Origin of the sequence: Micromonospora cathayae (genome assembly GCF_028993575.1) — a bacterium.
Classification (GTDB): Bacteria; Actinomycetota; Actinomycetes; order Mycobacteriales; family Micromonosporaceae; genus Micromonospora; species Micromonospora cathayae.
Map to the genome: position 1 here is coordinate 4,182,920 of NZ_CP118615.1, position 23,969 is coordinate 4,206,888.

22 protein-coding genes are annotated in these 23,969 nt (G+C 73.3%); 16 read left to right on the plus strand and 6 right to left on the minus strand.

The genetic code is table 11. The features are described from left to right. Positions 1-139: 139 nt before the first annotated feature. The 5 genes from dop to prcA all read left to right on the plus strand — a co-directional run bounded on the left by dop (position 140) and on the right by prcA (position 4,347). The gene (gene dop, locus PVK37_RS19160; protein ID WP_341483390.1) at positions 140-1,657 is read left to right on the plus strand and encodes a depupylase/deamidase Dop; all 1,518 of its coding nucleotides are present in this window, start codon (positions 140-142) and stop codon (positions 1,655-1,657) included. A gap of 93 nt (positions 1,658-1,750) precedes the next feature. Then, a complete protein-coding gene (locus PVK37_RS19165; RefSeq protein ID WP_074477166.1) occupies positions 1,751-1,966 on the plus strand; it encodes a ubiquitin-like protein Pup in 216 nt (71 codons plus the stop codon). A 21-nt stretch (positions 1,967-1,987) separates the two neighbouring features. Further along, positions 1,988-2,674, plus strand: coding sequence for an endonuclease VII domain-containing protein (locus tag PVK37_RS19170; protein WP_275028856.1), 687 nt, complete (start codon positions 1,988-1,990; stop codon positions 2,672-2,674). Next, entirely contained in the window at positions 2,593-3,432 is an 840-nt protein-coding gene (gene prcB, locus PVK37_RS19175; protein WP_275028857.1) for a proteasome subunit beta, read from the plus strand. The genes PVK37_RS19170 and prcB overlap by 82 nt, the downstream gene beginning before the upstream one ends. 66 nt (positions 3,433-3,498) lie before the next feature. Beyond that, positions 3,499-4,347 (plus strand): proteasome subunit alpha, encoded by an 849-nt coding sequence (gene prcA, locus PVK37_RS19180; protein WP_275028858.1) that lies wholly within the window; start codon positions 3,499-3,501, stop codon positions 4,345-4,347. 25 nt (positions 4,348-4,372) lie between these two features. On the opposite strand, the gene rfbB is transcribed toward prcA, so the two are convergent. Further along, positions 4,373-5,350, minus strand: coding sequence for a dTDP-glucose 4,6-dehydratase (gene rfbB / locus PVK37_RS19185; RefSeq protein ID WP_275028860.1), 978 nt, complete (start codon positions 5,348-5,350; stop codon positions 4,373-4,375). A 153-nt stretch (positions 5,351-5,503) separates the two neighbouring features. On the opposite strand from rfbB, the gene pafA reads away from it, so the two are divergent. Both pafA and PVK37_RS19195 read left to right on the plus strand, forming a co-directional pair. After that, the gene (pafA, locus tag PVK37_RS19190; protein WP_275028862.1) at positions 5,504-6,862 is read left to right on the plus strand and encodes a Pup--protein ligase; all 1,359 of its coding nucleotides are present in this window, start codon (positions 5,504-5,506) and stop codon (positions 6,860-6,862) included. A gap of 62 nt (positions 6,863-6,924) precedes the next feature. Continuing rightward, the gene (locus tag PVK37_RS19195; protein WP_275028863.1) at positions 6,925-7,104 is read left to right on the plus strand and encodes a hypothetical protein; all 180 of its coding nucleotides are present in this window, start codon (positions 6,925-6,927) and stop codon (positions 7,102-7,104) included. Between the two features lie 114 nt (positions 7,105-7,218). On the opposite strand, the gene PVK37_RS19200 is transcribed toward PVK37_RS19195, so the two are convergent. Together PVK37_RS19200 and PVK37_RS19205 are read right to left on the minus strand one after the other, a co-directional pair. Further along, the gene (locus PVK37_RS19200) at positions 7,219-8,304 is read right to left on the minus strand and encodes a DUF3866 family protein (RefSeq protein ID WP_275028864.1); all 1,086 of its coding nucleotides are present in this window, start codon (positions 8,302-8,304) and stop codon (positions 7,219-7,221) included. A 70-nt stretch (positions 8,305-8,374) separates the two neighbouring features. Next, positions 8,375-9,391: a cation diffusion facilitator family transporter gene (locus tag PVK37_RS19205; protein ID WP_275028866.1), complete on the minus strand. Its 1,017-nt coding sequence runs from the start codon at positions 9,389-9,391 to the stop codon at positions 8,375-8,377. Positions 9,392-9,518: 127 nt separating this feature from the next. Here PVK37_RS19205 and PVK37_RS19210 point away from each other — a divergent pair, with 127 nt between their 5' ends. The 7 genes from PVK37_RS19210 (at position 9,519) to PVK37_RS19240 (ending at position 16,497) form a co-directional block, all read left to right on the plus strand. After that, the gene (locus tag PVK37_RS19210; RefSeq protein ID WP_275028867.1) at positions 9,519-10,517 is read left to right on the plus strand and encodes a helix-turn-helix transcriptional regulator; all 999 of its coding nucleotides are present in this window, start codon (positions 9,519-9,521) and stop codon (positions 10,515-10,517) included. Continuing rightward, positions 10,514-11,524 carry a helix-turn-helix transcriptional regulator gene (locus PVK37_RS19215; RefSeq protein WP_275028869.1) on the plus strand — a complete coding sequence of 337 codons (1,011 nt, stop codon included), beginning with the start codon at positions 10,514-10,516 and terminating at the stop codon, positions 11,522-11,524. Before PVK37_RS19210 ends, PVK37_RS19215 begins: the two co-directional genes overlap by 4 nt. 140 nt (positions 11,525-11,664) lie before the next feature. Continuing rightward, positions 11,665-11,913, plus strand: coding sequence for a hypothetical protein (locus PVK37_RS19220; RefSeq protein ID WP_275028871.1), 249 nt, complete (start codon positions 11,665-11,667; stop codon positions 11,911-11,913). 199 nt (positions 11,914-12,112) lie between these two features. Beyond that, positions 12,113-12,472: a Sec-independent protein translocase subunit TatA gene (gene tatA, locus PVK37_RS19225; RefSeq protein ID WP_275028873.1), complete on the plus strand. Its 360-nt coding sequence runs from the start codon at positions 12,113-12,115 to the stop codon at positions 12,470-12,472. 18 nt (positions 12,473-12,490) lie between these two features. Then, positions 12,491-13,441, plus strand: a complete 951-nt coding sequence (gene tatC, locus PVK37_RS19230; protein ID WP_275028874.1) for a twin-arginine translocase subunit TatC — start codon at positions 12,491-12,493, stop codon at positions 13,439-13,441. Between the two features lie 330 nt (positions 13,442-13,771). Continuing rightward, on the plus strand, positions 13,772-15,523 hold the full coding sequence (locus tag PVK37_RS19235; RefSeq protein WP_275028876.1) for a beta-1,3-glucanase family protein: 1,752 nt from the start codon (positions 13,772-13,774) through the stop codon (positions 15,521-15,523). A 35-nt stretch (positions 15,524-15,558) separates the two neighbouring features. Beyond that, complete coding sequence (locus tag PVK37_RS19240) at positions 15,559-16,497, plus strand: diacylglycerol kinase family protein (RefSeq protein WP_275028877.1); 939 nt, start codon at positions 15,559-15,561, stop codon at positions 16,495-16,497. 70 nt (positions 16,498-16,567) lie between these two features. Here the strand turns inward: PVK37_RS19240 and PVK37_RS19245 are convergent, their stop codons facing one another. Next, complete coding sequence (locus PVK37_RS19245; protein ID WP_423790824.1) at positions 16,568-17,335, minus strand: HAD family hydrolase; 768 nt, start codon at positions 17,333-17,335, stop codon at positions 16,568-16,570. Positions 17,336-17,412: 77 nt separating this feature from the next. Here PVK37_RS19245 and PVK37_RS19250 point away from each other — a divergent pair, with 77 nt between their 5' ends. Both PVK37_RS19250 and PVK37_RS19255 read left to right on the plus strand, forming a co-directional pair. Further along, positions 17,413-20,199, plus strand: coding sequence for a DEAD/DEAH box helicase (locus PVK37_RS19250; protein WP_275028878.1), 2,787 nt, complete (start codon positions 17,413-17,415; stop codon positions 20,197-20,199). Positions 20,200-20,363: 164 nt separating this feature from the next. Further along, complete coding sequence (locus tag PVK37_RS19255; protein WP_275028880.1) at positions 20,364-21,242, plus strand: MHYT domain-containing protein; 879 nt, start codon at positions 20,364-20,366, stop codon at positions 21,240-21,242. 162 nt (positions 21,243-21,404) lie between these two features. Here the strand turns inward: PVK37_RS19255 and PVK37_RS19260 are convergent, their stop codons facing one another. Further along, positions 21,405-22,328: a 5'-3' exonuclease gene (locus tag PVK37_RS19260; protein WP_275028882.1), complete on the minus strand. Its 924-nt coding sequence runs from the start codon at positions 22,326-22,328 to the stop codon at positions 21,405-21,407. Between the two features lie 249 nt (positions 22,329-22,577). Continuing rightward, on the minus strand, positions 22,578-23,855 hold the full coding sequence (locus PVK37_RS19265; protein WP_275028883.1) for a multidrug effflux MFS transporter: 1,278 nt from the start codon (positions 23,853-23,855) through the stop codon (positions 22,578-22,580). Positions 23,856-23,969 lie beyond the last annotated feature (114 nt).

Sequence of the window (23,969 nt, forward strand, 5' to 3'; positions counted from 1 at the left end):
TCCCGCGTGTCCGCGCGCCGACGCTCGCAGAAGATCCATTTCGCCGTACCGGGTAATCTGCCATGCCGCTTTATCCCGTGACGCGGACTACGCTCAACGTGACACCGGAGCACGTTGGGCGAGCGGAGCGGGCAGGTCGATGAGCGTACGACGGATCATGGGCACCGAGGTCGAGTACGGAATCTCCGTGCCCGGTCAGGCCGGAGCCAACCCGATGGTCACCTCGTCGCAGGTGGTCAACGCCTACGGCGCACGGCCCGAGCTCAACCGGGGCGGCCGGGCGCGCTGGGACTACGAGGAGGAGTCGCCGCTGCGCGACGCCCGCGGCTTCACCTACTCCGGGGCGGCCTACGACCCGGCCGAGGCGCTCGCCGACGAGGACCTGGGACTGGCCAACGTCATCCTCACCAACGGCGCACGGCTCTACGTCGACCACGCCCACCCCGAGTACTCCACCCCCGAGGTGACCACCCCGCGTGACGTGGTGCGCTGGGACAAGGCGGGGGAGCGGGTGATGGCCGAGGCGGCCCGCCGGGCGGCCACCATCCCCGGCACCCACCCGATCCACCTGTACAAGAACAACACCGACAACAAGGGCGCCAGCTACGGCGCGCACGAGAACTACCTGATGCGCCGCCAGACGCCGTTCGCCGACATCGTGGCGTACCTGACGCCGTTCTTCGTCACCCGGCAGATCGTCTGCGGGGCCGGGCGGGTCGGCATCGGCCAGGACGGCGGCCAGAGCGGCTTCCAGATCTCCCAGCGGGCCGACTTCTTCGAGGTCGAGGTGGGGCTGGAGACCACCCTCAAGCGGCCCATCATCAACACCCGGGACGAGCCGCACGCCGACGCCGACAAGTACCGCCGGCTCCACGTGATCATCGGCGACGCCAACCTGTCGGAGATCTCCACGTACCTGAAGGTCGGCACCACCGCCCTGATCCTCACCATGATCGAGGAGAAGGCCCTCACCCCGGACCTGGGCATCGCCGACCCGGTCAGCGAGCTGCGCGCGGTCAGCCACGACCCGACGCTGACCCACCGGATGCGGCTGCGCGACGGGCGACGGCTCACCGCCCTGGACGTGCAGTGGGCGTACTTCGAGCGGGTGAAGTCCTTCGTGGACGACCGGTACGGCGCCGACGCCGACGAGCAGACCCTCGACGTGCTGGACCGCTGGGAGAACGTGCTGGACCGGCTGGGCCGCGACGTGATGCTCTGCGCCGACGAACTGGACTGGGTGGCGAAGCTGCGGCTGCTGGAGGGCTACCGGGAGCGCGAGAAGCTCGGCTGGGGCTCGCACAAGCTCCAGCTCGTCGACCTGCAGTACTCCGACGTCCGGCCGGAGAAGGGCCTCTACCACCGGCTGGTGACCCGGGGGTCGATGAAGACGCTGCTGACCGACGAGGAGACCCGGACGGCGATGACCGAGCCGCCGGAGGACACCCGGGCCTACTTCCGGGGCCGCTGCCTGGCCCAGTACGCCTCCGAGGTGGTCGCCGCGAGCTGGGACTCGGTGATCTTCGACGTGGGCCGGGAGTCCCTCGTCCGGGTGCCGATGATGGAGCCGGAGCGGGGCACCCGGCGACACGTCGGCGAGTTGTTCGACCGGTGCGCCAGCGCGAAGGACCTGCTGGAGACGCTGACCGGCGGCTGAGCCGTCAGCCATCGGCGAAAGCGGGCCGCGTGACCGGTTTTCGTCGGCCCCGCGAGGTAAGTTTCTGGCAGGCGATCGTGGAGGAGGCACCAGATGGCTACCCGTGACAGCGGCGGTCAGTCCCAGTCGGGCAAGGCCCGTCAGGGCGAGGAGATCGAGGACGTCACCACCGAGGCGAACCCGGAGGTCGCCGAGCGGCACGCCGAGATCACCGAGGACGTCGACGACCTGCTCGACGAGATCGACTCCGTCCTGGAGGAGAACGCCGAGGAGTTCGTGAGGGGTTACGTGCAGAAAGGAGGTCAGTGATTATTCTGGGGTAAATCGGACATGGGATTGCCTCTGGATGATCACGACGGCCAACGTCGCTGCCGTGACTGCGGGGTGTGGAAGCCGCTGGAGGACTTCTGTGCCAGCAGCAAGCGTCCCAGCGGGCGCGGCAGCTGCTGCAAACCGTGCTTCAACCAGCGCTCGAAGGCCAGCTATGCGAAGCGTTCGAGGGAGAAGCACGGTCGGGAGGTGACACCTCGCCGGACCGTTCCCGAGGGACAGAAGTTCTGCGCTGACTGCGGCACCGTCAAGTCCCTGGCGGATTTCCCCCGCAACCGCTCCGACAGCACGGGATACGCGACGTACTGCAAGCCTTGCCACAACACGCGGACCCGTGAGGTCAAGGAAAGGCTCTACGGCGGCAATCGGGAGTACCACCTGCGGCGGCGGTACGGCATCGGCCGGCGGGAGTTCGACGAGCTGCTGGCCGAGCAGGGCGGCGTCTGCGCGATCTGTGGCGCGTCCGGGCCGCAATATGTGGACCACGATCATCGCACCGGGTGGGTGCGCGGGATACTCTGCTTCAACTGCAACGGTGGTCTTGGTCAGTTCCGTGACGATCAGTCACGGCTGGCCGGGGCGATCACGTACCTGAGAGGAACCACGTGGCAGCGGGTTTTGATCCATCCGGGCGTCTACCAGATGTGTTCACCAACGCGGGGACGTCCTCCTTCACCCAGTTCCTGAGTCGGGTGGCGCCGGAGCTGCTCCCCGGCCGACGGCCGCTGCCGCCGGGCATGGCCGCCGACCTCGCGCCGCACGCCACGACCATCGTGGCCATCACGGCCGTCGGGGGTGTGGTGATGGCCGGCGACCGGCGGGCCACCATGGGCAACCTGATCGCCCAGCGGGACATCGAGAAGGTGCACCCCGCCGACGCGTACTCGCTGGTCGGTATCGCGGGCACCGCGGGCATCGGCATCGAGCTGATGCGACTGTTCCAGGTGGAGCTGGAGCACTACGAGAAGATCGAGGGCGCGATGCTCTCGCTCGACGGCAAGGCCAACCGGCTGGCCGCGATGATCCGGGGCAACCTGGGCGCGGCGATGCAGGGGCTGGCGGTGGTCCCGCTGTTCGCCGGGTTCGACCTGGCCGCGCCGGACCCGGCCGGCGCCGGGCGGATCTTCAGCTTCGACGTGACCGGTGGCCCGTACGAGGAGACCGGCTACGACGCGATCGGCTCGGGTTCGATCTTCGCCCGGTCGGCGCTGAAGAAGCGGTTCCGGGCCGGGCTGTCCATCGACGAGGCGACCCGGCTGGCGGTCGAGGCGCTCTACGACGCCGCCGACGACGACACCGCCACCGGTGGCCCGGACCTGACCCGCCGGATCTACCCGGTGGTGATGACCGCGACGGCGGAGGGGACGCACCGGTTGACCGCCGAGGAGACCGCGGCCATCGCCGAGGGCGTGGTCCAGGGCCGGATGGAGAACCCGGGCGGCTGACCGCCGTAACCGGATTCAGCAGCAACCAGCAGCCGTCAGCACAGTGCGCTAAGGAGAACCACCGTCGTGGCCATGCAGTTCTACGCCTCGCCCGAGCAGATCATGCGCGACCGCTCCGAGCTGGCCCGCAAGGGCATCGCCCGGGGGCGCAGCGCGGTGGTCCTGAGTTACGCCGGTGGGGTGCTCTTCGTCGCGGAGAACCTCTCCAGTGCCCTGCACAAGGTCAGTGAGATCTACGACCGGATCGGTTTCGCCGCGGTCGGCAAGTACAACGAGTTCGAGAACCTGCGGCGGGCCGGGGTACGGATGGCCGACCTGAACGGGCTCAGCTACGACCGGCGGGACGTCACCGGCCGGGCGTTGGCGAACGCGTTCGCGCAGACGCTGGGCGCGATCTTCACCGAGCAGTCCAAGCCGTTCGAGGTGGAGATCTGCGTGGCCCAGGTGGGGGCCAGCGCCGAGCAGGACGAGCTGTACCGGCTCACCTACGACGGGTCGGTGACCGACGAGCCGGGTCGGATGGCGATGGGTGGGCAGGCGGAGGCGATCTCCGGGGTGCTCAAGACCGATCACCGGCCGGAGATGTCGCTCGGCGAGGCGGTGAAGGTCGCGGTGAAGGCGCTGGGCAGCGTCGGTGGCGAGGGTGGCGCGGCGCGGACGATCGCCGCCAACCAGCTCGAGGTGGCGGTGCTGGACCGGAGCCGGGTGGGCCGCACCTTCCGCCGGATCACCGGCGCGGCGTTGACCGCGCTGCTGGACGGTGGGGAGGAGCCGGCCGGGGTGGGCCGTGGCGACACGGCGAAGCCGCCGGCGGCTCCGGCCGGCAAGCCGACCACGTCGGCCGGTTCGGCGGACCTGGAGGGTCAGGCGCCGGACACGCCCACCGAGGCGAGCACCGGCGAGTCCCAGCCGTGACGGCACCGGGCGGCCGGTCGACTGGTCAGGAGCGTCGTTTCAGCGGCTCCCACCAGGCGCGGTTCGCCCGGTACCAGGCGATCGTGTCGGCGAGCCCCCGGTCCAGGTCGACGCCGGGGGCGTAGCCGAGTTCCCGGCGGCTGCGGGTGGGGTCGAGCGCGTACCGCCGGTCGTGGCCCTTGCGGTCGGCGACCGGCCGGACCCGGCTCCAGTCGGCCCCGCAGCCGGCCAGCAGCCGGCCGGTGAGGTCCCGGTTGGTCAGCGCGGCGGTGCCGGGCAGGTGGTAGATCCGGCCGGGTCGGCCGTGCCGCTGGGCGAGCACGACGCCGTGGCAGTGGTCGTCGACGTGTATCCAGTCGCGGACGTTGCCGCCGTCGCCGTAGAGGGGCACCCGCTCGCCGTCGAGCAGGTTGGTGACGAACAGCGGGATCAGCTTCTCCGGGTACTGGTACGGGCCGTAGGTGTTGGAGCCGCGGGTGACGACCACGTCGAGGCCGTGGGTGCGGTGGTAGGCCAGGGCCAGCAGGTCGGCGGCGGCCTTGCTGGCCGAGTACGGCGAGGACGGGTCCAGCGGGGCGTCCTCGGTCCAGGTGCCGGTGTCGATGGAGCCGTACACCTCGTCGGTGGAGATCTGCACGAACCGCCGGACCTGGTGCCGCAGGGCGGCGTCGAGCAGGAGTTGGGTGCCGAGCACGTTGGTGTCGACGAAGGCGGCGGCCGCGGTGATGGAGCGGTCCACGTGCGACTCGGCGGCGAAGTGGACGATCAGGTCGTGTCCGGCGACGGTGGCGTCGACCAGGCCGGCGTCGCGGACGTCGCCCCGGACGACCCGTAGCCGGGGGTCGGTGCGGACGGGGTCGAGGCTGCCCTCGGTGCCGGCGTAGGTGAAGGCGTCCAGGACGGTGACGCCGGTCGGGACGGTGTCCGGTTCGGCGCCGGTGAGCAGCCGCCGGACGTACGCCGAGCCGATGAAGCCGGCGCCGCCGGTGACGAGGATCCTCACGGTCAGCCCACTCTACGCGGGCGGTGGTGGCGGTGCCGCCGGGTCGCCGCAACTGCGGTGACCGGCGCGGATGGTGCCCGTCCGGCGACCGGCTGCGACAATGCGGGGCTCGTGCGCTGCCCAATCCGGGCTCCGGGGGGCTAATGTCTCATCATGGAGCGGCGAATCTTCGGTATCGAGACCGAGTACGGCGTCACCTGCACGTACCGGGGGCAGCGGCGGCTCTCGCCCGACGAGGTCGCGCGTTACCTCTTCCGTCGGGTGGTGTCGTGGGGCCGGTCGAGCAACGTCTTCCTGCGCAACGGCGCCCGGCTCTACCTGGACGTGGGTTCGCACCCGGAGTACGCGACGCCGGAGTGCGACTCGGTGGTGGACCTGGTGGCGCACGACCGGGCCGGTGAGCGGATCCTGGAGGGTCTGCTGGTCGACGCGGAGAAGCGGCTGCACGACGAGGGCATCGCGGGCGAGATCTACCTGTTCAAGAACAACACCGACTCGGCGGGGAACTCGTACGGCTGCCACGAGAACTACCTGGTCTCCCGGCACGGTGAGTTCGGGCGGCTGGCGGACGTGCTGATTCCGTTCCTGGTGACCCGGCAGTTGATCTGCGGGGCGGGGAAGGTGCTGCAGACGCCGCGCGGCGCGGTGTACTGCCTCTCCCAGCGGGCCGAGCACATCTGGGAGGGGGTGTCGTCGGCGACCACCCGGAGCCGGCCGATCATCAACACCCGGGACGAGCCGCACGCCGACGCCGAGCGGTACCGCCGGCTGCACGTGATCGTCGGCGACTCCAACATGAACGAGGTCACCACCCTGCTCAAGGTGGGTTCGGCGGACATCGTGCTGCGGATGATCGAGGCCGGGGTGGTGATGCGGGACCTCACCCTGGAGAACCCGATCCGGGCCATCCGGGAGGTGTCGCACGACATCACCGGCCGGCGGAAGGTGCGGTTGGCCTCCGGCAAGGAGGTCAGCGCGCTGGAGATCCAGCAGGAGTACCTCGCCAAGGCGACCGAGTTCGTGGAGCGGCGTGGCGGCGACCAGACCGCCAAGCGGGTGGTGGAGCTGTGGGGCCGGGTGCTGCGCGCGGTGGAGACCGGTGACCTGGAGCCGGTGGCCCGGGAGATCGACTGGGTGACGAAGCTCCGGCTGATCGAGCGGTACCAGCGCAAGCATGACCTGCCGCTGTCGCATCCCCGGGTCGCCCAGATGGACCTGGCGTACCACGACCTGCGGCGCGGCCGGGGCCTGTACGCGCTGCTGGAGCGGCGTGGCCAGGTGGACCGGGTGACCACGGATCCGGAGATCTTCGAGGCGAAGGAGACGCCGCCGCAGACCACCCGGGCGCGGCTGCGCGGCGAGTTCATCCGGCACGCGCAGGAGAAGCGGCGCGACTTCACCGTCGACTGGGTGCACCTGAAGCTCAACGACCAGGCGCAGCGCACCGTGCTGTGCAAGGACCCGTTCCGGGCGTACGACGAGCGGGTGGAGCGGCTGATCGCCAGCATGTGACCGTCGGGGCGTTCCGGCCGGCCCGGGGGTCGGCCGGAGCGCCCGGGTAGGCTGGCCGGACCATGGCCTATTCATCACCTCCCGATCCTGAGCGCCTGACCTGGGTCGAGCGTCGGCGCAACAAGATCCGTGACGAGATCGCGGCGAACCGCCGTGGCGAGTACACCGTGCCGACCTGGGTGTTGACGCTGGCGTTGCTGGCGATGGTCGGCGGCTGGGTGGCGCTGGTCTACTTCGCCTGACGGTCGCCCGCCTGTGCGGGCCGCCCGGCCTCACCGCCGGTGAGTGGCCCGACGGCCGGGGGCGGCGGGGTCGTGCCGGACCGGCCGTCGTTCGGGCCCTACCCGGGGTGGCGGTCAGCCGGCGAGGCGGGCGGCGTGCCGGCCGGCTGCGGCGGCGGCCAGGAAGTACGCGTGGTCGGCGTCGAGGCCCCGTCCCATCGTCGACAGCGGCACCACGCTGGCGCGCAGCGCGGCGTCCAGTCCGTCGGTGTCGACCCGGACGATGCGGTGCCGGCCGGCCAGCGGCGCGGTCGCCGCGTCCACCTGCGCGGCCAGCTCCGGGTCGAGGCCGTCCGGGACGACCAGGTCCGCCGGGGCGAGCGCGACCCGCCCGTACGCGGTCAGGCTGTGGTGGGAGACGCCCTGGTGCCGGGGGCGGGGGTCGGCGGCGGAGATCCGCAGTGATCCGACCGGCCGGCCGCCGAGGGCGGCCACGGCGTTGACCGCCTCGCCGACCGCGACACCGGAGTAGCCCCACCGGGTGCCGGTGCCGAGGTTGCCGGGACCCTGGGCGACGATGGCGACGTCGGCGTGCAGCACGTGCCGGGCGGCGAGCAGCCCGGTGTGCAGGGTGCTGGCCTCCAGGTCGCCGCCGAACGCCTGACCGACACTGATCGTGCCGACCAGGTGTCCGCGCAGTCCGGCCAGGGTGCGGGAGAACCAGGCGGGCAGGGCCCCGCCGTCGGTGAGCAGGTACGCGACCCGGCGGTCGGGGGCATCGGCGTGCACGCCGGCCAGGATCGCCGGCAGGGCCGAATGCAGGTCGGCGGTGACCACCGGCAGGCCGGCCAGGTCGTCGGCGTCGGCCAGCAGCGCGTGGTGCGGGGACGCCTCCTCGTCGACGCCGAGCAGGATGGGTTGCAGCGGGGTGTAGCGGGCCTTGACCAGGTGTCCCGCCGCGCGGGTGCCGGCGTCGGCCGGCGGGTCCGGTGGCAGTCGGTCGGGCAGGGCGACCACCAGGGCGTACCCGCCGGTGCCGAGGCCCATCAGCAGCGCGCCGGCGTTGAGCAGCACCCGGTCGCCGGGCTGCGGGTGGCCGACCAGTTCGGGGTAGGCCAGCGCGCGCATGCTGGCCCCGTCGGGCAGGGCGACGTCGAGTTCCGTCGCGCCGTGCCACTGCCGCCGCAGGGCGGTGACCGTTCCCGTCCGCCATCGCACCATGACCGGAAACGCTATCGGGCGTCGCCGGTGTGCCTCGCGTCCGGGTCGGCTGCGGGGGTGTCGCCGCTGGTCACGGTGGCGGTGGCGTCCGGTCGGGGTCCGGTGGTGGCGGTGGTGGCTGGTCGGGGTCCTGGATGTGCCGGGCGTGGCCGGTCACCCCGGGCAGCGACCGGGTCGGGTCGAGGAAGACGTACCGGATCTCCGGGTACCGGCCGGTGAGCCGGCGTTCGGCCTCGTCGGCGGCGGCCTCGATGTCGGCGCCGGTCGCGTCGTCGGCGAAGTCGACCTTGGCGGCGACCAGGATGTCGTCCGGGCCGAGCTGCATGGTGAGCAGGGTGTCGATCCGGTGCACGGTGGGCAGGCCGACGAGTTCGTGTTCGATCTCGTGGCGCATCCGCTTCGGTACGGCCCGGCCGACCAGCAGCGAGGTGTTGCTGTGCGCGAGGATGCCGGCGACCACCAGCAGCAGGACGCCGATCAGGATCGAGGCGACGCCGTCGTACAGTTCGTCGCCGGTCAGCTCGGACAGGCCGACGCCGAGGGCGGCCAGGAGCAGGCCGATCAGGGCGGCGCTGTCCTCGAGGAAGACCGCTTTGACGGTGGTGTCGGCGGTCATCCGCAGGAACCGGTGCGGGGTGGTGCGCCAGCGGCGGGACTCGCGGCGCACCTGACGTACCGCCCGCGCCAGGGACACCGACTCGATGGCGAAGGAGATCGCCAGCACCACGTACGAGACCAGGTAGTTGCCGCTGTGCTCGTGGACGAGGATGGTGGTGACGCCGTGGGTGATGGCGAAGCCGGCCCCGGCGACGAAGGTGAACAGGGCGGCGAGGAACGCCCAGACGTAGCTCTCCTTGCCGTACCCGAAGGGGTGCCGGGGGTCGGCGGGCCGGGCGCCCCGGCGCAGCGCGGCGTAGAGCAGCACCTCGGTGGTGGTGTCGGCGACCGAGTGGGCGGCCTCGGAGAGCATCGCCGCAGACCCGGACAGCAGGCCGGCGATCAGTTTGGCGACGGCGATGGCGAGGTTGGCGGCCCCGGCGACGACGACCGTGCCGACGCTCTCCGTCCGGGGTGCCGTCTGGGCCATGGGCTCACCCTACGGTCGGCGGTCGTGGTTCGCGGTCGGAGCGGGACGGCCGGCCGGTGACCTGCGGCGGGGCGGCACGTCCGCGTGGGTGCGTGCCCGCCGCGGTGGGGCTGCTAGCGTCATGCACGTGTCGCGGACCCGCACCGAACGCCTGGTCAACCTGGTGATCTGCCTGCTCTCCACGCGACGGTTCCTGACCGCCGCGCAGATCGCCGCGACCGTGCCGGGCTACGAGCACGATCCGGAGGACGTCCGTGACCACGAGGCGTTCCAGCGCAAGTTCGAGCGGGACAAGGCCGAGTTGCGGGAGCTGGGGGTGCCGTTGGAGACCGGCACGGCCAGTGTCTTCGACACCGAGCCGGGGTACCGGATCGCGCCCCGGGAGTACGCGTTGCCCGACATTCCGTTGGAGCCGGACGAGGCCGCCGCGGTGGGCATCGCCGCGCGGCTCTGGCAGCACGCCGGGCTGGCCGCCGCCGCCTCGTCGGGGCTGGCGAAGCTGCGGGCCGCCGGGGTGGACGTGGACCCGCAGGCCACCCTCGGGTTGGAGCCGATGGTCACCGTCGACCCGGCGTTCGCGCCGCTGACCGCCGCCGCCCGGGACCGCCGCGTGGTCACCTTCGACTACCGCACCCGGGACGGTGACGCGCCGGCCGCCCGCCGGCTCCAGCCGTGGGGGGTGGTCTGCTGGCGGGGCCGGTGGTACGTGGTCGGTCACGACCTGGACCGGTCCGCCACCCGCTGTTTCCGGCTGTCCCGGGTGGTGGGCGCGGTCCGGGTGACCGGGCGTCCCGGCGCGTACACCCCGCCGGAGGGGGTCGACCTGATGAGTCACGTGGCCCGGTTCTCCGGGCCGGTGGAGCGGACCGGCCGGGCCACCGTGCTGGTCGTTCCCGGTCGGGCCGCCGGGCTGCGCCGGTGGGCGGTGGGCAGCACCAGCGGCCCGGACGGGGACCGGCTGGTGCTGCCGTACGCCGACCCGGAGTCGCTGGCCGGCCAACTGGTCGGGTACGGCCCGGACGTGCGGGTGCTGGACCCGCCGGAGGTGCGGGACGCGGTCATCCAGCGGTTGAAGGAGATCGCGGCCCGGCACGACGAGGTCGCGTTGAGCGGAGGTGCCCGGTGACCCGTACCGCCACCCGGCCGGCGGGGTCGCGCGCCTCGGCCGACCGGCTCGCCCGGCTGCTGAACCTGGTGCCGTACCTGCTGGCCCGGCCGGGCATCGAGATCGCCGAGGCGGCGGGGGACCTCGGGGTCAGCGAGCGGCAGCTGCGGGAGGACCTGGAGCTGTTGTGGGTGTGCGGGCTGCCCGGTTACGGCCCGGGTGACCTGATCGACATGGCGTTCGACGGGGACCGGGTCACCATCACCTACGACGCCGGCATCGACCGGCCGCTGCGGTTGACGCCGGACGAGGCGTTGGCGCTGGTGGTGGCGTTGCGGATGCTGGTGGAGACGCCGGGCGTGGCGAACCGGGAAGCGGTCGAGCGGGCCCTCGCCAAGATCGAGAACGCGGCGGGTGACCTGGTCGGCGCGCCGGTGGCGGTGCAGCTCGCCGGGGACACCGAGCGGGCGGAGACGTTGCGCGCGACGGTGGAGCGGGGCCGGGCGTTGCGGATCACCTACTACACGGCGGCGCGGGACGAGACCACCGAACGCACCATCGACCCGCTGCGGATGCTGTCGGTGGGTGGCCGGGCGTACGTGGAGGCGTGGTGCCGCCGCGCCGAGGCGGTACGGATGTTCCGCGCGGACCGGATCGACGCGGTCACCGAGCTGGACGAGCCGGCGGTGGTGCCGCCGCAGGCCCGCGCGCACGACCTGACCGGCGGGGTGTTCCGTCCCGCGCCGGACCTGCCGCTGATCACCCTGCGGATCGGGCGCGGGGAGCGGTGGATCACCGAGTACTACCCGTGTGAGCGGGTCGAGGCGGGGGAGGGGGACCGGTGGCTGGTGTCGCTGCGGGTCACCGACCTGGGCTGGGCCCGTCGTTTCGTGCTGGGCCTCGGGCCGGAGGTGACCGTGGTCGCCCCGGCCGAGCTGGCCGAGCAGGTCCGCGCCCAGGCGGTCGCCGCCCTGGACGCGTACGCGTCGCCGGCCCCCGCGTCGCCGGAGCCGGCCCCGGCCCCGTAGTCCGCGACGGTGGGCCCCGGGCGTCGGTGCCGGAGCCGGCGGTGCCGGTCGACGTGACGACGGCCCCCGGGGTGTCGGTTTCGGGGCGTCGGCCTCGGCCGCGCGGGCGGGGGAGCCGGCCGGGCAGTAGGCTGACCGCCGTGTTGAAGTGGATCCTGCTCGCGGTGGTGCTCGTCCCGCTGGTCGTGTTCGGCCTGGCCGTCCGGCCGGTGCTGGCCCGGCTGCCCCGGCTGCGGCGGGCCGCGCTGGCCCTGCAGCGGCGGCAGGAGGAGGCGATGACCCTGGCGGCCACCGCCGAGGTGCTCCAGGAGCGGGCCGAGGTGTTGCAGCGCCAGCTCGCCACCACCCAGGAGCGGCTCGAGGTGATCAAGGCGCGGCGCGGCGGCTGAGCAGCGTCCCGGCTCCTCGTCGGTGGCTCGAGAGCTGGGGAAACGGCCGGTCAGGGCGGTTGACGCGACACGGCGGGTTGGTCAAGACTTCACCGGCCGGCCCGTACAACCAGCGGACCGGTGGGTGGCGGAACCCCTCGGCGCACGTACGATGGGCTGCGACACACCACCCGGACACACAGAGCGACTGGAGCTTCCCATGGGTGCCCTCAAGCCGTGGCACATCGCCGTACTCGTGGTCGTGCTGATCCTGCTCTTCGGTGCGAAGCGGCTCCCCGACGCGGCCCGCTCGCTGGGCCGTTCGCTGCGGATCATCAAGGCGGAGACGAAGAGCCTGCAGGACGACGACCGCGACCTGGCCGAGAAGGCGGACGCGCAGGCCGGCTACCAGCCGCTGCCGCCGAACGCCACGCCGGCCCAGCAGGCGCCGTACGCCGGTCAGGCCCAGCAGGCTCCGTACCACCCGGGGCAGCCGCAGCAGGCCCCGTACCAGGCCGCGCCGCAGCAGCCGGTCGCGCCGCCGGTCATCGACCCGGTGCAGCGCGTCCGCGAGAACTGACCGGGAGGCCGGTCCATCGTGGCCTTCGGTCTCCGCAAGCGCGGCCCGAGCAAGTTCCAGCAGGCCGCCGACGGTTCGATGACGTTGATCGAGCACGTCCGCGAGCTACGTAACCGGCTGTTCCGGGCATCGGTGGCGATCCTGGTGGGGTTCGGTTTCGGGCTCTGGGCCGCCGGCCCGGTGTTGAACCTGCTCCGCAAGCCGTACTGTGACCTGCCGAAGTTCCAGGAACCGGGGGTCACCTGCGACTTCGTGCAGCTCGGTCCGGCGGACCTGTTCCTGCTCAACCTGAAGATCGGTCTCTGGGTCGGGCTGATCATCGCCGCTCCGGTCTGGCTCTACCAGCTGTGGGCGTTCATCGCCCCCGGTCTGCACCGGCACGAGCGGCGGTACGCGTACATCTTCACCGGGCTGGCGGCCCCGCTGTTCGCCGCCGGCGCGGTGCTGGCGTTCTTCGTCACCTCGAAGGGCCTGGAGTTCCTGCTCAACGTGGCGGGCAGCGAGGTCACCACGACGTTGGACATCACCCGGTACGTCTCGTTCGTCACGAACCTGATCCTGCTGTTCGGGGTGGCGTTCGAGTTCCCGCTGGTCGTGCTGATGCTCAACTTCGTCGGGTTGGCGAGCGGCCGCAAGCTGTTGAGCTGGTGGCGGGTGGCGGTGTTCCTGTTCTTCGCCTTCTCGGCGGTGGTCACCCCCACCCCGGACCCGTTCGGCATGACCGCCCTGGCGATCTGCCTCTGCCTGCTCTACTTCGCCGCCGTCGGGGTCGCGTTCCTCAACGACAAGCGCAAGGGGCGCGGCAAGGAGGTCTACGCCGGGATCGCCGACGACGAGGTCTCGCCGCTGGAGTTCGACCGTGACCCGGTGACCGCCGGTGACCGGGTGGAGAGCGCCGCGCCGATCGCCGGTCCGGAGCCGGTGGCCGCGCCGGCCCCGATCGACCGTCGCTACGACGACATGACCTGACCCGTCCGGGTCGATCGACACGACGCCGCTCCCGTTCCGGGGGCGGCGTCGTCGTCGTTCACCGGCAGGGGACCGGCTCAGGTCGGCGTGGTCACCGTTCCCCGGGCTCGATCCGGCGTCGTTACCTTTCCCGGGCTCGGTCCGGCGTCGTCGCGGTTCCCGGCTCGGGCCGGCGTCGTCGCCGTTCCCGGCAGGGGACCGGCTCGGGCCGGCGTCGTTGCCCTCCGCCACCAGGTGGAATTGACAGGCGCTCATGTCTCACGGATGCTGAGAGAGCGCTCTCACGGGTCCGTCCCGGCCCGTCGCGTCCCCCAACTGGAGGCCCGACCGATGAGCATCCGTTCCCGATGGTGGGCAGCGCTGGCCGCGCTCGCCCTGGCCGGCACCGGCTCGGTGCTGGCCGTCACCCCGCAGGCCGGCGCGGTCGGCCCCGACCTGCTGCCGCTCACCGTCACCAACCAGACCGGCCGGGCCGACGCCGTCCACCTGTACGTGCTCGGCACCAACCTGACCACCGGCCGCCTCGGCTACGTCAACGCGGCCGGTACCTTCACCCCGTGGCCGCCCGGCGGCTCACCGCCCACCCCGGCACCGGACGTGTCCATTCCCGGCCCGGCCAACGGCGGCACCACCACCCTGCGCATCCCGCGTAACCTCTCCGGCCGGGTCTACCTGGCCCTGGGCCAGAAAATCAGCTTCGCGCTGACCCCGGACGGGCTGGTCCAACCCGCGCCCTGGGCGGCCGGTGACCCCAACCGGGACGTGCTGTTCGACTGGTCCGAGTTCACGTACAACGACGCCGGGCTCTGGCTCAACAGCTCCCAGGTGGACATGTTCGCCGTGCCGCACGCGGTCACCGTCACCGGCGGCGACGGCGTCACCCGCCGTACCGGGGACCTGCGCGCCGGCGGCCGGGACGCGGTCATCGGCGCGGTCCGCGCCCAGCCGGGCTGGTCCGGCCTGGTGCACACCCGCGCCGACGGCACCGTGCTGCGGGTCCTCGCCCCCGGCAAGGCCGCCGACGCCGGCCTGTTCAGCCGCACCTACCTGGACCCGTACATCGCGTCGGCGTGGAACGCCTACACCACCCGGACGTTGACCGTGGTGCCGTTCACCGACCGGCCCGACGTGCGGTACCTCGGCCGTACCTCGGGCACCGTCATGACCTTCACCGACACCGCCGGCCGGCAGGTCGCCTCGTTCAACCGGCCGTCCAGCGCCGACGTGTGGGGCTGCGACGGGGCCCTGCACGCCCCCAACGACCAGGTGGTCGGGCCGATCGCCCGGACCCTGTGCGCCGCCCTGCACCGCTCCACCCTCGGCACCCTCGACGTGCAGCCCAGCGGCGGTCCGGCCGACTTCTACCGGGGCGACATCACCAACCACTACTCCCGGATCGTCCACCAGAACATGGTCGACGGTAAGGCGTACGGGTTCGCCTTCGACGACGTGCTGGCCCAGGAGTCGCTGGTGCACCACGGCGACCCGCGCGGCGCCGGGATCGTCCTCACCCCGTTCGGCGCGGGCGGCCCGGTGCCGTCGCCCACCCCGACGGCCACCGCCAGCCCCACCGCCCCGCCGTCGCCCACCCCGACCACCCCGACCGAGCCATGGCGGGCCACCCGGTACCTGCAGAGCGGCGGTGGGCTCGCCGGCAGCGCCGCAACGGCCGGCAGCGTCACCCTGGCGGCGGCCGGCGGCAACCACGACGGCACCCCCACCAACCCGCAGGTGTTCACCGCCCGTGGGCTGCACGCCCGCTACCAGGGCGGAGCCACCACGTTCCAGCTCGCCGTCGACGCCGCCACCGCCGTCGGCAACGGGGTGCAGGCCCGGGTGTCGTACGACCTGACCGGCGACGGCACGTACGACCGGGTGGAGACGTACCACTACTTCGCCACCGACCCGGTTCCCGGCTTCGAGACGTACCGGCACACCCAGGGGCTCCGGTCGGCCACCGGCACCCTGGGGAACCTGGTCGGCGGCACGGTACGGGTGGAGGTGTGGAACGCCATCGGCGGCGCGGCCAGCACCGTCGGCGTCGGTGACCGCTCCACGGTCACCCTCCCGTACGCCGGCTGACCACGGGACAGCCGGCCGGCACCCGGTCGGCTAGCGTGCTCGCCGTGACCGCGCACGATCACCCGCCCGCCCCGCCGCCCGACGCCCCGGTGGCCGTCCTGGCCAACCCGACCGCCGGGCGGGGGCGGCACCGGGACGTGCTGCCCCGGCTGCTGGACCGGCTCGGCACGGCCGACCGGCCGGTCCGGCTGCTCGGGGCGACCACCCCGGAGCAGGCCGAGGCGGCCTGCCGGACGGCGGTCGCCGACGGCGCGGCGGCGGTGCTGACCGTCGGCGGCGACGGCACCGTGCACCGGGCGGTGCAGGCGGTCGCCGGCACCGTGGTCGGTTTCGGGCCGGTGCCCGCCGGCACCGGCAACGACTTCGCCGCCGACACCGGCTTCCCGGCCGACCCGCTCGCCGCCATCGAGGTGATCGTGGCGGCGCTGCGGGCCGGCCGGAGCCGCCCGGTGGACCTGGCCCGGATGACCGGCGCCGACGGCACGGTCCGCTGGTACGGGGCCGTCCTGGCGGCCGGCTTCGACGCCGTCGTCAACGAGCGGGCCAACCGGATGCGCTGGCCGCGCGGCCCCCGCCGGTACGACCTGGCCATCGTGGCGGAGCTGGCCCGGCTGCGGCCCCGCCGGTACACGCTGCGGCTGGACGGCGAACCGCAGGAGGTCGACGCGGTACTGGTCGCGGTGGGCAACACCGCCAGCTACGGCGGCGGCATGCGGATCTGCCCGGACGCGGACCCCACCGACGGGCTGCTCGACGTGGTGGTCGGTGGGCGGTTCGACCGGCGCACCCTGATGCGGGTGAAGCCGCACATCTACCGGGGCAGCCACGTCCGGCACCCGCTGGTGCGCAGCTACCGGGCCCGGACCGTGGAGCTGGCCGCCGAGGGCATCACCACGTACGCCGACGGGGAGCGGTCGCTGCCGCTACCGGTGACCGTCACCGCCGTACCGGCCGCGCTGCGCCTGCTGCGCTGACCCGCCACCACCGGGAGCGCCGGGCCGGTCAGCCTGGCGTGCCCTGCCAGCCCGGCCGGTCGGCACCGGGTCAGGCGCGGACCACCAGGTCGAGGACCGCGCCGAGACCGTTCGGCTTGCCGGCGTCGGCGGCCGGCAGCACCAGCACCGCACAGCCGGCGTTGACCGCTCCCGCGTCGGCAGGGGTGTCGCCGACCATCAGGCTCCGCTCCGGGTCGACGCCGAGCATCCCGCAGGCGCGCAGGAAGATCCCCTGGTCCGGCTTGCACCGGCCCACCTCGTAGGAGAGGACGAAGGCGTCCACCAGTCCGGTCAGCCCCCAGGCGTCGAAGAGCGGTCGCAGGTCGAAACCGATGTTGCTGACCACCGCCACCTTCACCCCGGCCGCCCGGAGCGCCGTCAGGGTGGGCGCGGTGTCCGGGTACGGCACCCAGCCGTCCGGACCCAGCACCCGCTCGTAGAGGGCGTCCGCGAAGCCGTCGATGCCGGCCTCCACGGTGCCGGCCAGACCGGTGTACGCGGCCCGGTGCGCGTGCGGGTAGAGGTCACGGTCGGCCCACACCTCGGCCAGCCGGGGCGGCACCCGGTGCGGCAGCGGCCCACCGGCCCGCCCGGCGGTGAGCAGCCGGTCGGCCAGGATCGTGGCCCGCATCCGTTCCAGGGTCACCCCGCAGCTCGCCGCGGCGGCCAGCACCCACTCCCGGGCGTCCTCCACCTGCGCCAGGGTGCCGTGGAAGTCGAACAGGACGGCCTCGACCCGGCGTCGGGGCACCGCCTGCGGGTCGGTGGCGTGGGCGCGGGGGTCGGGCGCATGGGCATGATCCGGCACGCCGTGCACCCTACCGACCGGCCCGCGGCGGCCTGCGGGACGGCCTTGCCGGGTGCCCCGGGCGGCGACGCATTAATCTTGGTGGCATGTCGAGCCCCGCCGAGCGGTACGCCGCGGCGCGCCGCCGGGCCGCGCAGGCCTCCCTCTTCCCGGCTCTTGACGAGTTCGCCCTCGACCTGGGGTTCGACCTCGACGACTTCCAACGCGAGGCGTGCCAGGCCCTGGAACGGGGCAGCGGGGTGCTGGTCTGCGCCCCGACCGGGGCCGGCAAGACCGTGGTCGGCGAGTTCGCCGTACACCTGGCCCTGCGCGGCACCCCGGCGCGGCCGGCGGACGCCGACGCGCCCCGCCGTAAGTGCTTCTACACCACGCCGATCAAGGCGCTGTCGAACCAGAAGTACCACGACCTGGTCGACCGGTACGGGGCCGAGCAGGTCGGGCTGCTCACCGGCGACAACGCGATCAACGGCGACGCGCCGGTGGTGGTGATGACCACCGAGGTGCTGCGGAACATGCTCTACGCCGGCTCGGCCACCCTCGAGGGCCTGGCGTACGTGGTGATGGACGAGGTGCACTACCTCGCCGACCGGTTCCGGGGCGGGGTCTGGGAAGAGGTGATCATCCACCTGCCCGAATCGGTGACCCTGGTCTCCCTCTCGGCGACCGTCTCCAACGCCGAGGAGTTCGCCGACTGGCTGGTCACCGTGCGCGGCGAGACCGCCGTGGTGGTCAGCGAGCACCGGCCGGTGCCGCTGTGGCAGCACATGCTGGTCGGCAAGCGCATGTTCGACCTGTTCCACGACGCCGACGCGGCCCGCAAACACGACGTGCACCCCGAGCTGCTCCGCTACACCCGGGACACCCTGCGTCGCCTGGAACTGGGGGAGGGGCGCAGCGCCGGCCCCGGCGGCGGACGGCGTGGCCCGCGCTGGCGGGGGCCGCTGCGGCCGGACATCGTCGACCGGCTCGACCGGGAGGGCCTGCTCCCGGCGATCCTGTTCATCTTCAGCCGGGCCGGCTGCGCCGCCGCCGTCCAGCAGTGCCTGGCCGCCGGGCTGCGGCTGACGTCCCCGGAGGAACGCGCCGAGATCCGCCGGGTGGTCGAGTCCCGGGTCACCGCCATCCCCGGCGAGGACCTGACCGTGCTCGGCTACTGGGAGTGGCTCGACGGCCTGGAGCGCGGGCTGGCCGCCCACCACGCGGGCATGCTGCCGGCCTTCAAGGAGGTCGTCGAGGAGCTGTTCGTGCGGGGCCTGGTCAAGGCGGTGTTCGCCACCGAGACCCTGGCGCTGGGCATCAACATGCCGGCCCGCTGCGTGGTGCTGGAACGGCTCGTCAAGTACAACGGCGAGGCCCACGTCGACCTGACCCCGGGGGAGTACACGCAGCTCACCGGCCGGGCCGGCCGTCGGGGCATCGACGTCGAGGGGCACGCCGTGGTGGTCTGGTCGCCGGAGACCGACCCCCGGCACGTGGCCGGGCTGGCGTCGACCCGCACCTATCCGCTGCGGTCCAGCTTCCGGCCGTCGTACAACATGGCGGTCAACCTGGTCGGCACGGTCGGCGCGGAACCGGCCCGGGAGCTGCTGGAGTCGTCGTTCGCGCAGTTCCAGGCGGACCGGTCGGTGGTCGGGCTGGCCCGGCAGGTGCAGCGCAACACCGAGACCATCGAGGCGTACGGCGCGGAGGCGGCCTGCCACCACGGCGACTTCGACGAGTACTTCGCGCTGCGGGTGGCGATCGGCGACCGGGAACGGGCCATCGCCCGGCAGGGGCAGACCCAGCGCAAGGCGGCGGCCGTCGCCGCCCTGGAGCGGCTGCGGGTCGGTGACGTGATCCGGGTGCCGTCCGGGCGGCGGGCCGGGCTGGCCGTGGTGCTCGACCCGGCCACCGGTGGCTTCGGCGAACCGCGTCCGCTGGTGCTCACCCAGGACCGCTGGGCCGGGCGGATCAGTCCCGGGGACTTCACCACGCCGGCCGAGGTGCTGGCCCGGATCCGGGTGCCGAAGCACTTCAACCACCGCTCCCCGGCCGCCCGGCGGGACCTCGCGGCCGAGGTCGCCGGCACTGGACTGGACCGCCACGGCGGCCGGCGCGGTGGCCGGTCCCGGCAGGCCGCCGGCGAGGACCGGCAGCTCACCCAGCTCCGCTCCGAGCTGCGCCGGCACCCCTGCCACGCCTGCCCGGAGCGGGAGGAACACGCCCGCTGGGCGGAGCGCCGCCGGCGGCTCGAACGCGACACCGACGAGCTGCGGCAGCGGGTGGCCGGGCGGACCGGCTCGCTGGCGCGCACCTTCGACCGGATCGTCGCGCTGCTCACCGCGCGCGGCTACCTGGGCGCCGACGGTGCGGTCACCGACGCCGGCCGGATGCTGGGCCGGATCTGGACCGAGGCGGACCTGCTGGTCGCCGAGTGCCTGCGCCGGGGCGTCTGGGACGGGCTCTCCCCGGCCGAGCTGGCCGCCGCCGTGTCGGTGGTGGTCTTCGAGGCCCGGCGGGACGTCGACGAGCGGGCGTCGGTGCCGCGTGGTCCGGTCGCCGACGCGGTCGACGCCACGCTGAAGCTGTGGAGCGAGATCGAGTCGGACGAGGCGGCCCGGGGGCTCAGCGTCACCCGGGAGCCGGACCTGGGCTTCGTCTGGCCGATCTACCGGTGGGCCCGGGGCGAGGCGCTGGCGAAGGTGCTCGGCAGCGGCCACGAGCTGGACGGCGAGATGCCGGCCGGGGACTTCGTCCGCTGGGCGCGTCAGGTGGTCGACCTGCTCGGGCAGCTCGCCGACTCCGGCGGGGCGTCGACCGAGCTGCGCGCCACCGCCCGGCAGGCCATCGGTGCCGTCAACCGGGGCGTCCTGGCGTATCACACCACCGGTTGACCGTCACCTGGAGTAGTTGCCTGTCGACAATCGACGCATCGCACGGTCATCACCACAGCACCCCCCGAGTTGTCGGGGGGTGCTGTTTTGCCTGGTAGGGACGTCCCCGATCATTGTTTCGGCGGGTGTGGCCCGCCGCTAGCCGCGCTGGGGAGAGGGTCGCCGTGGCAAACATCAATCACTTTGAGTACGGATGGATCACGCCCGCGCTCAGCTACGCCCTGTCCGTGCTCGGTTCGTTCCTCGGGCTGGTCTGCGTCGGCCGGGTCCGCGCCGCCCCCGCCACCGGCCAGCGGATCTGGTGGGGCGTCCTCGCCGCCTGGGCGATCGGCGGCACCGCCATCTGGACCATGCACTTCATGGCGATGCTCGGCTTCGGCGTCGAGGGCACCCGGATCCGGTACGACGTGCCCCTCACCGTGGCCAGCGCGGTCATCGCCGTCGTCGCGGTCGGCATCGGCCTGGTCATCGTCGGCACCGGCCGGGTCACCGCGCCACGCATCCTGGTCGGCGGCCTGTTCACCGGGGCCGGGGTGGCCGCCATGCACTACACCGGCATGGCGGCGATGCGGCTCAACGGTGACCTCGGCTACGACACCACCCGGGTGGTGCTGTCGGTGGTGATCGCCGTGGTGGCCGCCACCGCCGCGCTCTGGCTGGCGGTGACCGTACGCCGGCCGGCGGCACTGATCGGCTCGGCCCTGGTGATGGGGATCGCCGTCAACGGAATGCACTTCACCGGGATGAGCGCCCTGTCGGTGCACCTGCACGCCGAACGCGGCGACGTCTCCGGCGCGGGGGTGAGTACCCTGCTCGTGCCGATCGTGCTCGCCGTCATCTTCGTGGTGGTCGGACTGGTGTACGCGCTGCTCGCCGCGCCGACCGACGAGGACCGGGCCGGGGCGGCGTACCTGGACGCGCGCCGGGAACCGGCCCCGGCCATCGTGCCGCCGCCGGCCGAGCCGGACCCGGTCGGCCTGCGGGCCCGCTCCACGCTCGGCCAGCCGGGCACCCCGTTCCCGCGCCGCCGCGCGGAGGACTAGGCCCCGGCTGTCGAGCCGCTGCCGGCCTGCTGCCGGACCGTCACCGCTCCCGCTGCGGTTGCCGTGACCGTGCCGGGACCGCTACCGCTGCCGGGCCGGAGGCTGCGACCGGTGCCCGGCCCGGGACCGCTGCTGCCGGTGCCGGGGCCGGCCCGGCACCGCTCAGGGGTGACCGGCGAGGACGTCGACCAGCCGCCGCACCGCCCCGGCCAGGTTCCACCGCTCCGCCAACTCCAGCAGGGCGTCCGGGTCGACCGGCGCGGCCGGCAGGTCGGTGACCAGCGACGGGAGCGGCACGTCCCGGGCCACCCGGACCACGGTCGGCGCGACGGCCAGGTAGTCCCGGGCCGCGTCGAGCTTGCCGCGCAGCCCCGGGGCGAACCCGGAGGCCGGGTCGTCGAGAGCGGCGAGGATGCCGGCGATGCTGCCGTACCGCTCGATCAGCCGGGCGGCGGTCTTCTCACCGACCCCGGGCACGCCCGGCAGCCCGTCGCTGGGGTCGCCCCGCAGCGCCGCGAAGTCGGCGTACCCGCTGGCCGGCACGCCGTACTTGGCGCGGACCACCGCGTCGTCGCAGTCGTCGAGCTTCGCCACGCCCTTGCCGACGTACAGCAGCCGCACCGGCCGGGTGTCGTCGACGACCTGGAACAGGTCCCGGTCACCGGAGACCACCTCGACCGGGGCCGGCTGGGTGGTGGCGAGCGTACCGAGCACGTCGTCGGCCTCGTAGCCGGTGGCCCCGACCGCCGGGATGCCGAACGCGGCCAGCAGGTCGAGGATCACCGGCACCTGGGGGCTGAGCGTGTCCGGCACCACCTCGCCGCCGTCGCCCTCCGGGGCGACCCGGTGCGCCTTGTACGACGGCAGCAGGTCAACCCGCCACTGCGGCCGCCAGTCGTGGTCGAACGCACACACCATCCGGTCCGGCCGGCGGGTCCGGACCAGCGTGCTGAGCATGTCCAGGAAACCGCGTACCGCGTTGACCGGACTGCCGTCGGGGGCCTTCGCGGCGGATTCCGGGACGCCGAAATACGCCCGGAAGTAGAGACTCGGGGCATCGATGAGCAGAAGGGGTCGCTGTGCCACGGGAACAGCCTGGCACAGCCGTGCCGACGACGGGAGGGCGGCACGCGCGGCGGCCGTCGCGTCCGGCTCCGATGTCCCGGACCCGGTACACCGCGACGGCCGCCGCGACGGTGTCGCCCGCGCCGCGCCGGCCGCCGTGACGATGGCACCCGTGACGGTGTCACCGGGGCCGTGCCGGCCGCCGCGACGGTGGCACCCGCGCCGCGCCGGCCGCTGTCGCGGTGACGGTCACCCGGCGGCCGGGTGGGCTCAGTGCGCCGCGCCGGCCACCGGTACCGGGTCGAGGGCGCCGAGCCGGGCCGGTCGGACCACCACCAGCAGCACGACCACCGCGCAGACCATGCCACCGGCCACCACCAGCGCCATCGCCACCGCACCGGTACCGAGCACGCCGACCAGCGGGGCGGCCACCGCACCCGTTCCGAACTGCACCGCACCCAGCAACGCCGACGCGGTGCCCGCCGCCTCGCCGTGCCGGGACAGGGCCAGCGCGGGCGCGTTCGGCATCGCCAGACCGGCGGCGGCGAGCACCACCCACAGCGCGGCCAGCAGCGCCGGCAGCCCACCGAGACCGGTGACCGCGAAGGCGAGCAGTACGGTCGCCGCCACCGTGCCGGCGACCAGCGAACTGACCAGGATCCGTTGCGGGGTGTACCGGCGCAGCAACCGGACGTTCAACTGGGTGGCGACGATCAGGCCGACCGCCCCCGCCCCGAACGCCAGCCCGAACTCCTGCTCGTCCAGGCCGTACTGCCCCTGCATGACGAACGACGATCCGGCCACGTACGCGAAGAGCGCGGCCATGGCGAGGCCGGCGACCAGGACCAGGCCGACGAAGGTGCGGTCCCGCAGCAGCGCGCCGTAGGTCCGCAGGGTGGCGACCGGTCCCGCGCTGCGTCGCAGCGCGACCGGAAGGGTCTCCGGCAGACCCAGCGCCGCGACGACGAGCAGTACGACGCCGAACACCGCGAGCACGACGAAGATCCCCCGCCAGTTCGTCCAGCCCAGCACCCCGCTACCCAGGGTCGGTGCGAGAATCGGCGCGACACCCATCACCAGGATCAGCCGGGAGAAGAGGGTGGCGAAGGCCGCCCCGCTGAACAGGTCCCGGACCACGGCCATGGCCACGACCGCCGCGGCGGCGGTGCCGAGCCCCTGGAGGACACGCAACGCGCCGAGCACCTCGATGTTCGGCGCCATCACGCACAGCACCGAGGCGAGCACGTGCAGGGCCACCCCGGCCAGCAGCGGCCGGCGACGGCCGAAGGCGTCGGAGAGTGGACCGATCACCAACTGCCCGAGGGCGAGACCGGCCAGGGTGCCGGTGAGGGTGAGCTGTACCTGCGCCGAGGTGATCCGCAGGTCGTCCACGATCGACGGGAGCGCGGGCAGGTACATGTCGATGGTCAACGGCCCGATCGCGATGAGCGAGCCGAGGACGAGCACGAGCCGGAGCCGCTGGCGGCCGTCCATCAGCTCGCCCGGTGAGGCCACCGGCGTCGGTGGCGGGACGGTGTGCGTCTTCATCCGGCACCGTCCCTCTGATCTTGTGGGGTCATATCTGCGACCAAATGCCCTCGGCCGCCCGGCATTCCCGTCGCGGGGTGGAGGTGCGCAGGCTCACATCGCGCACGCTACCGG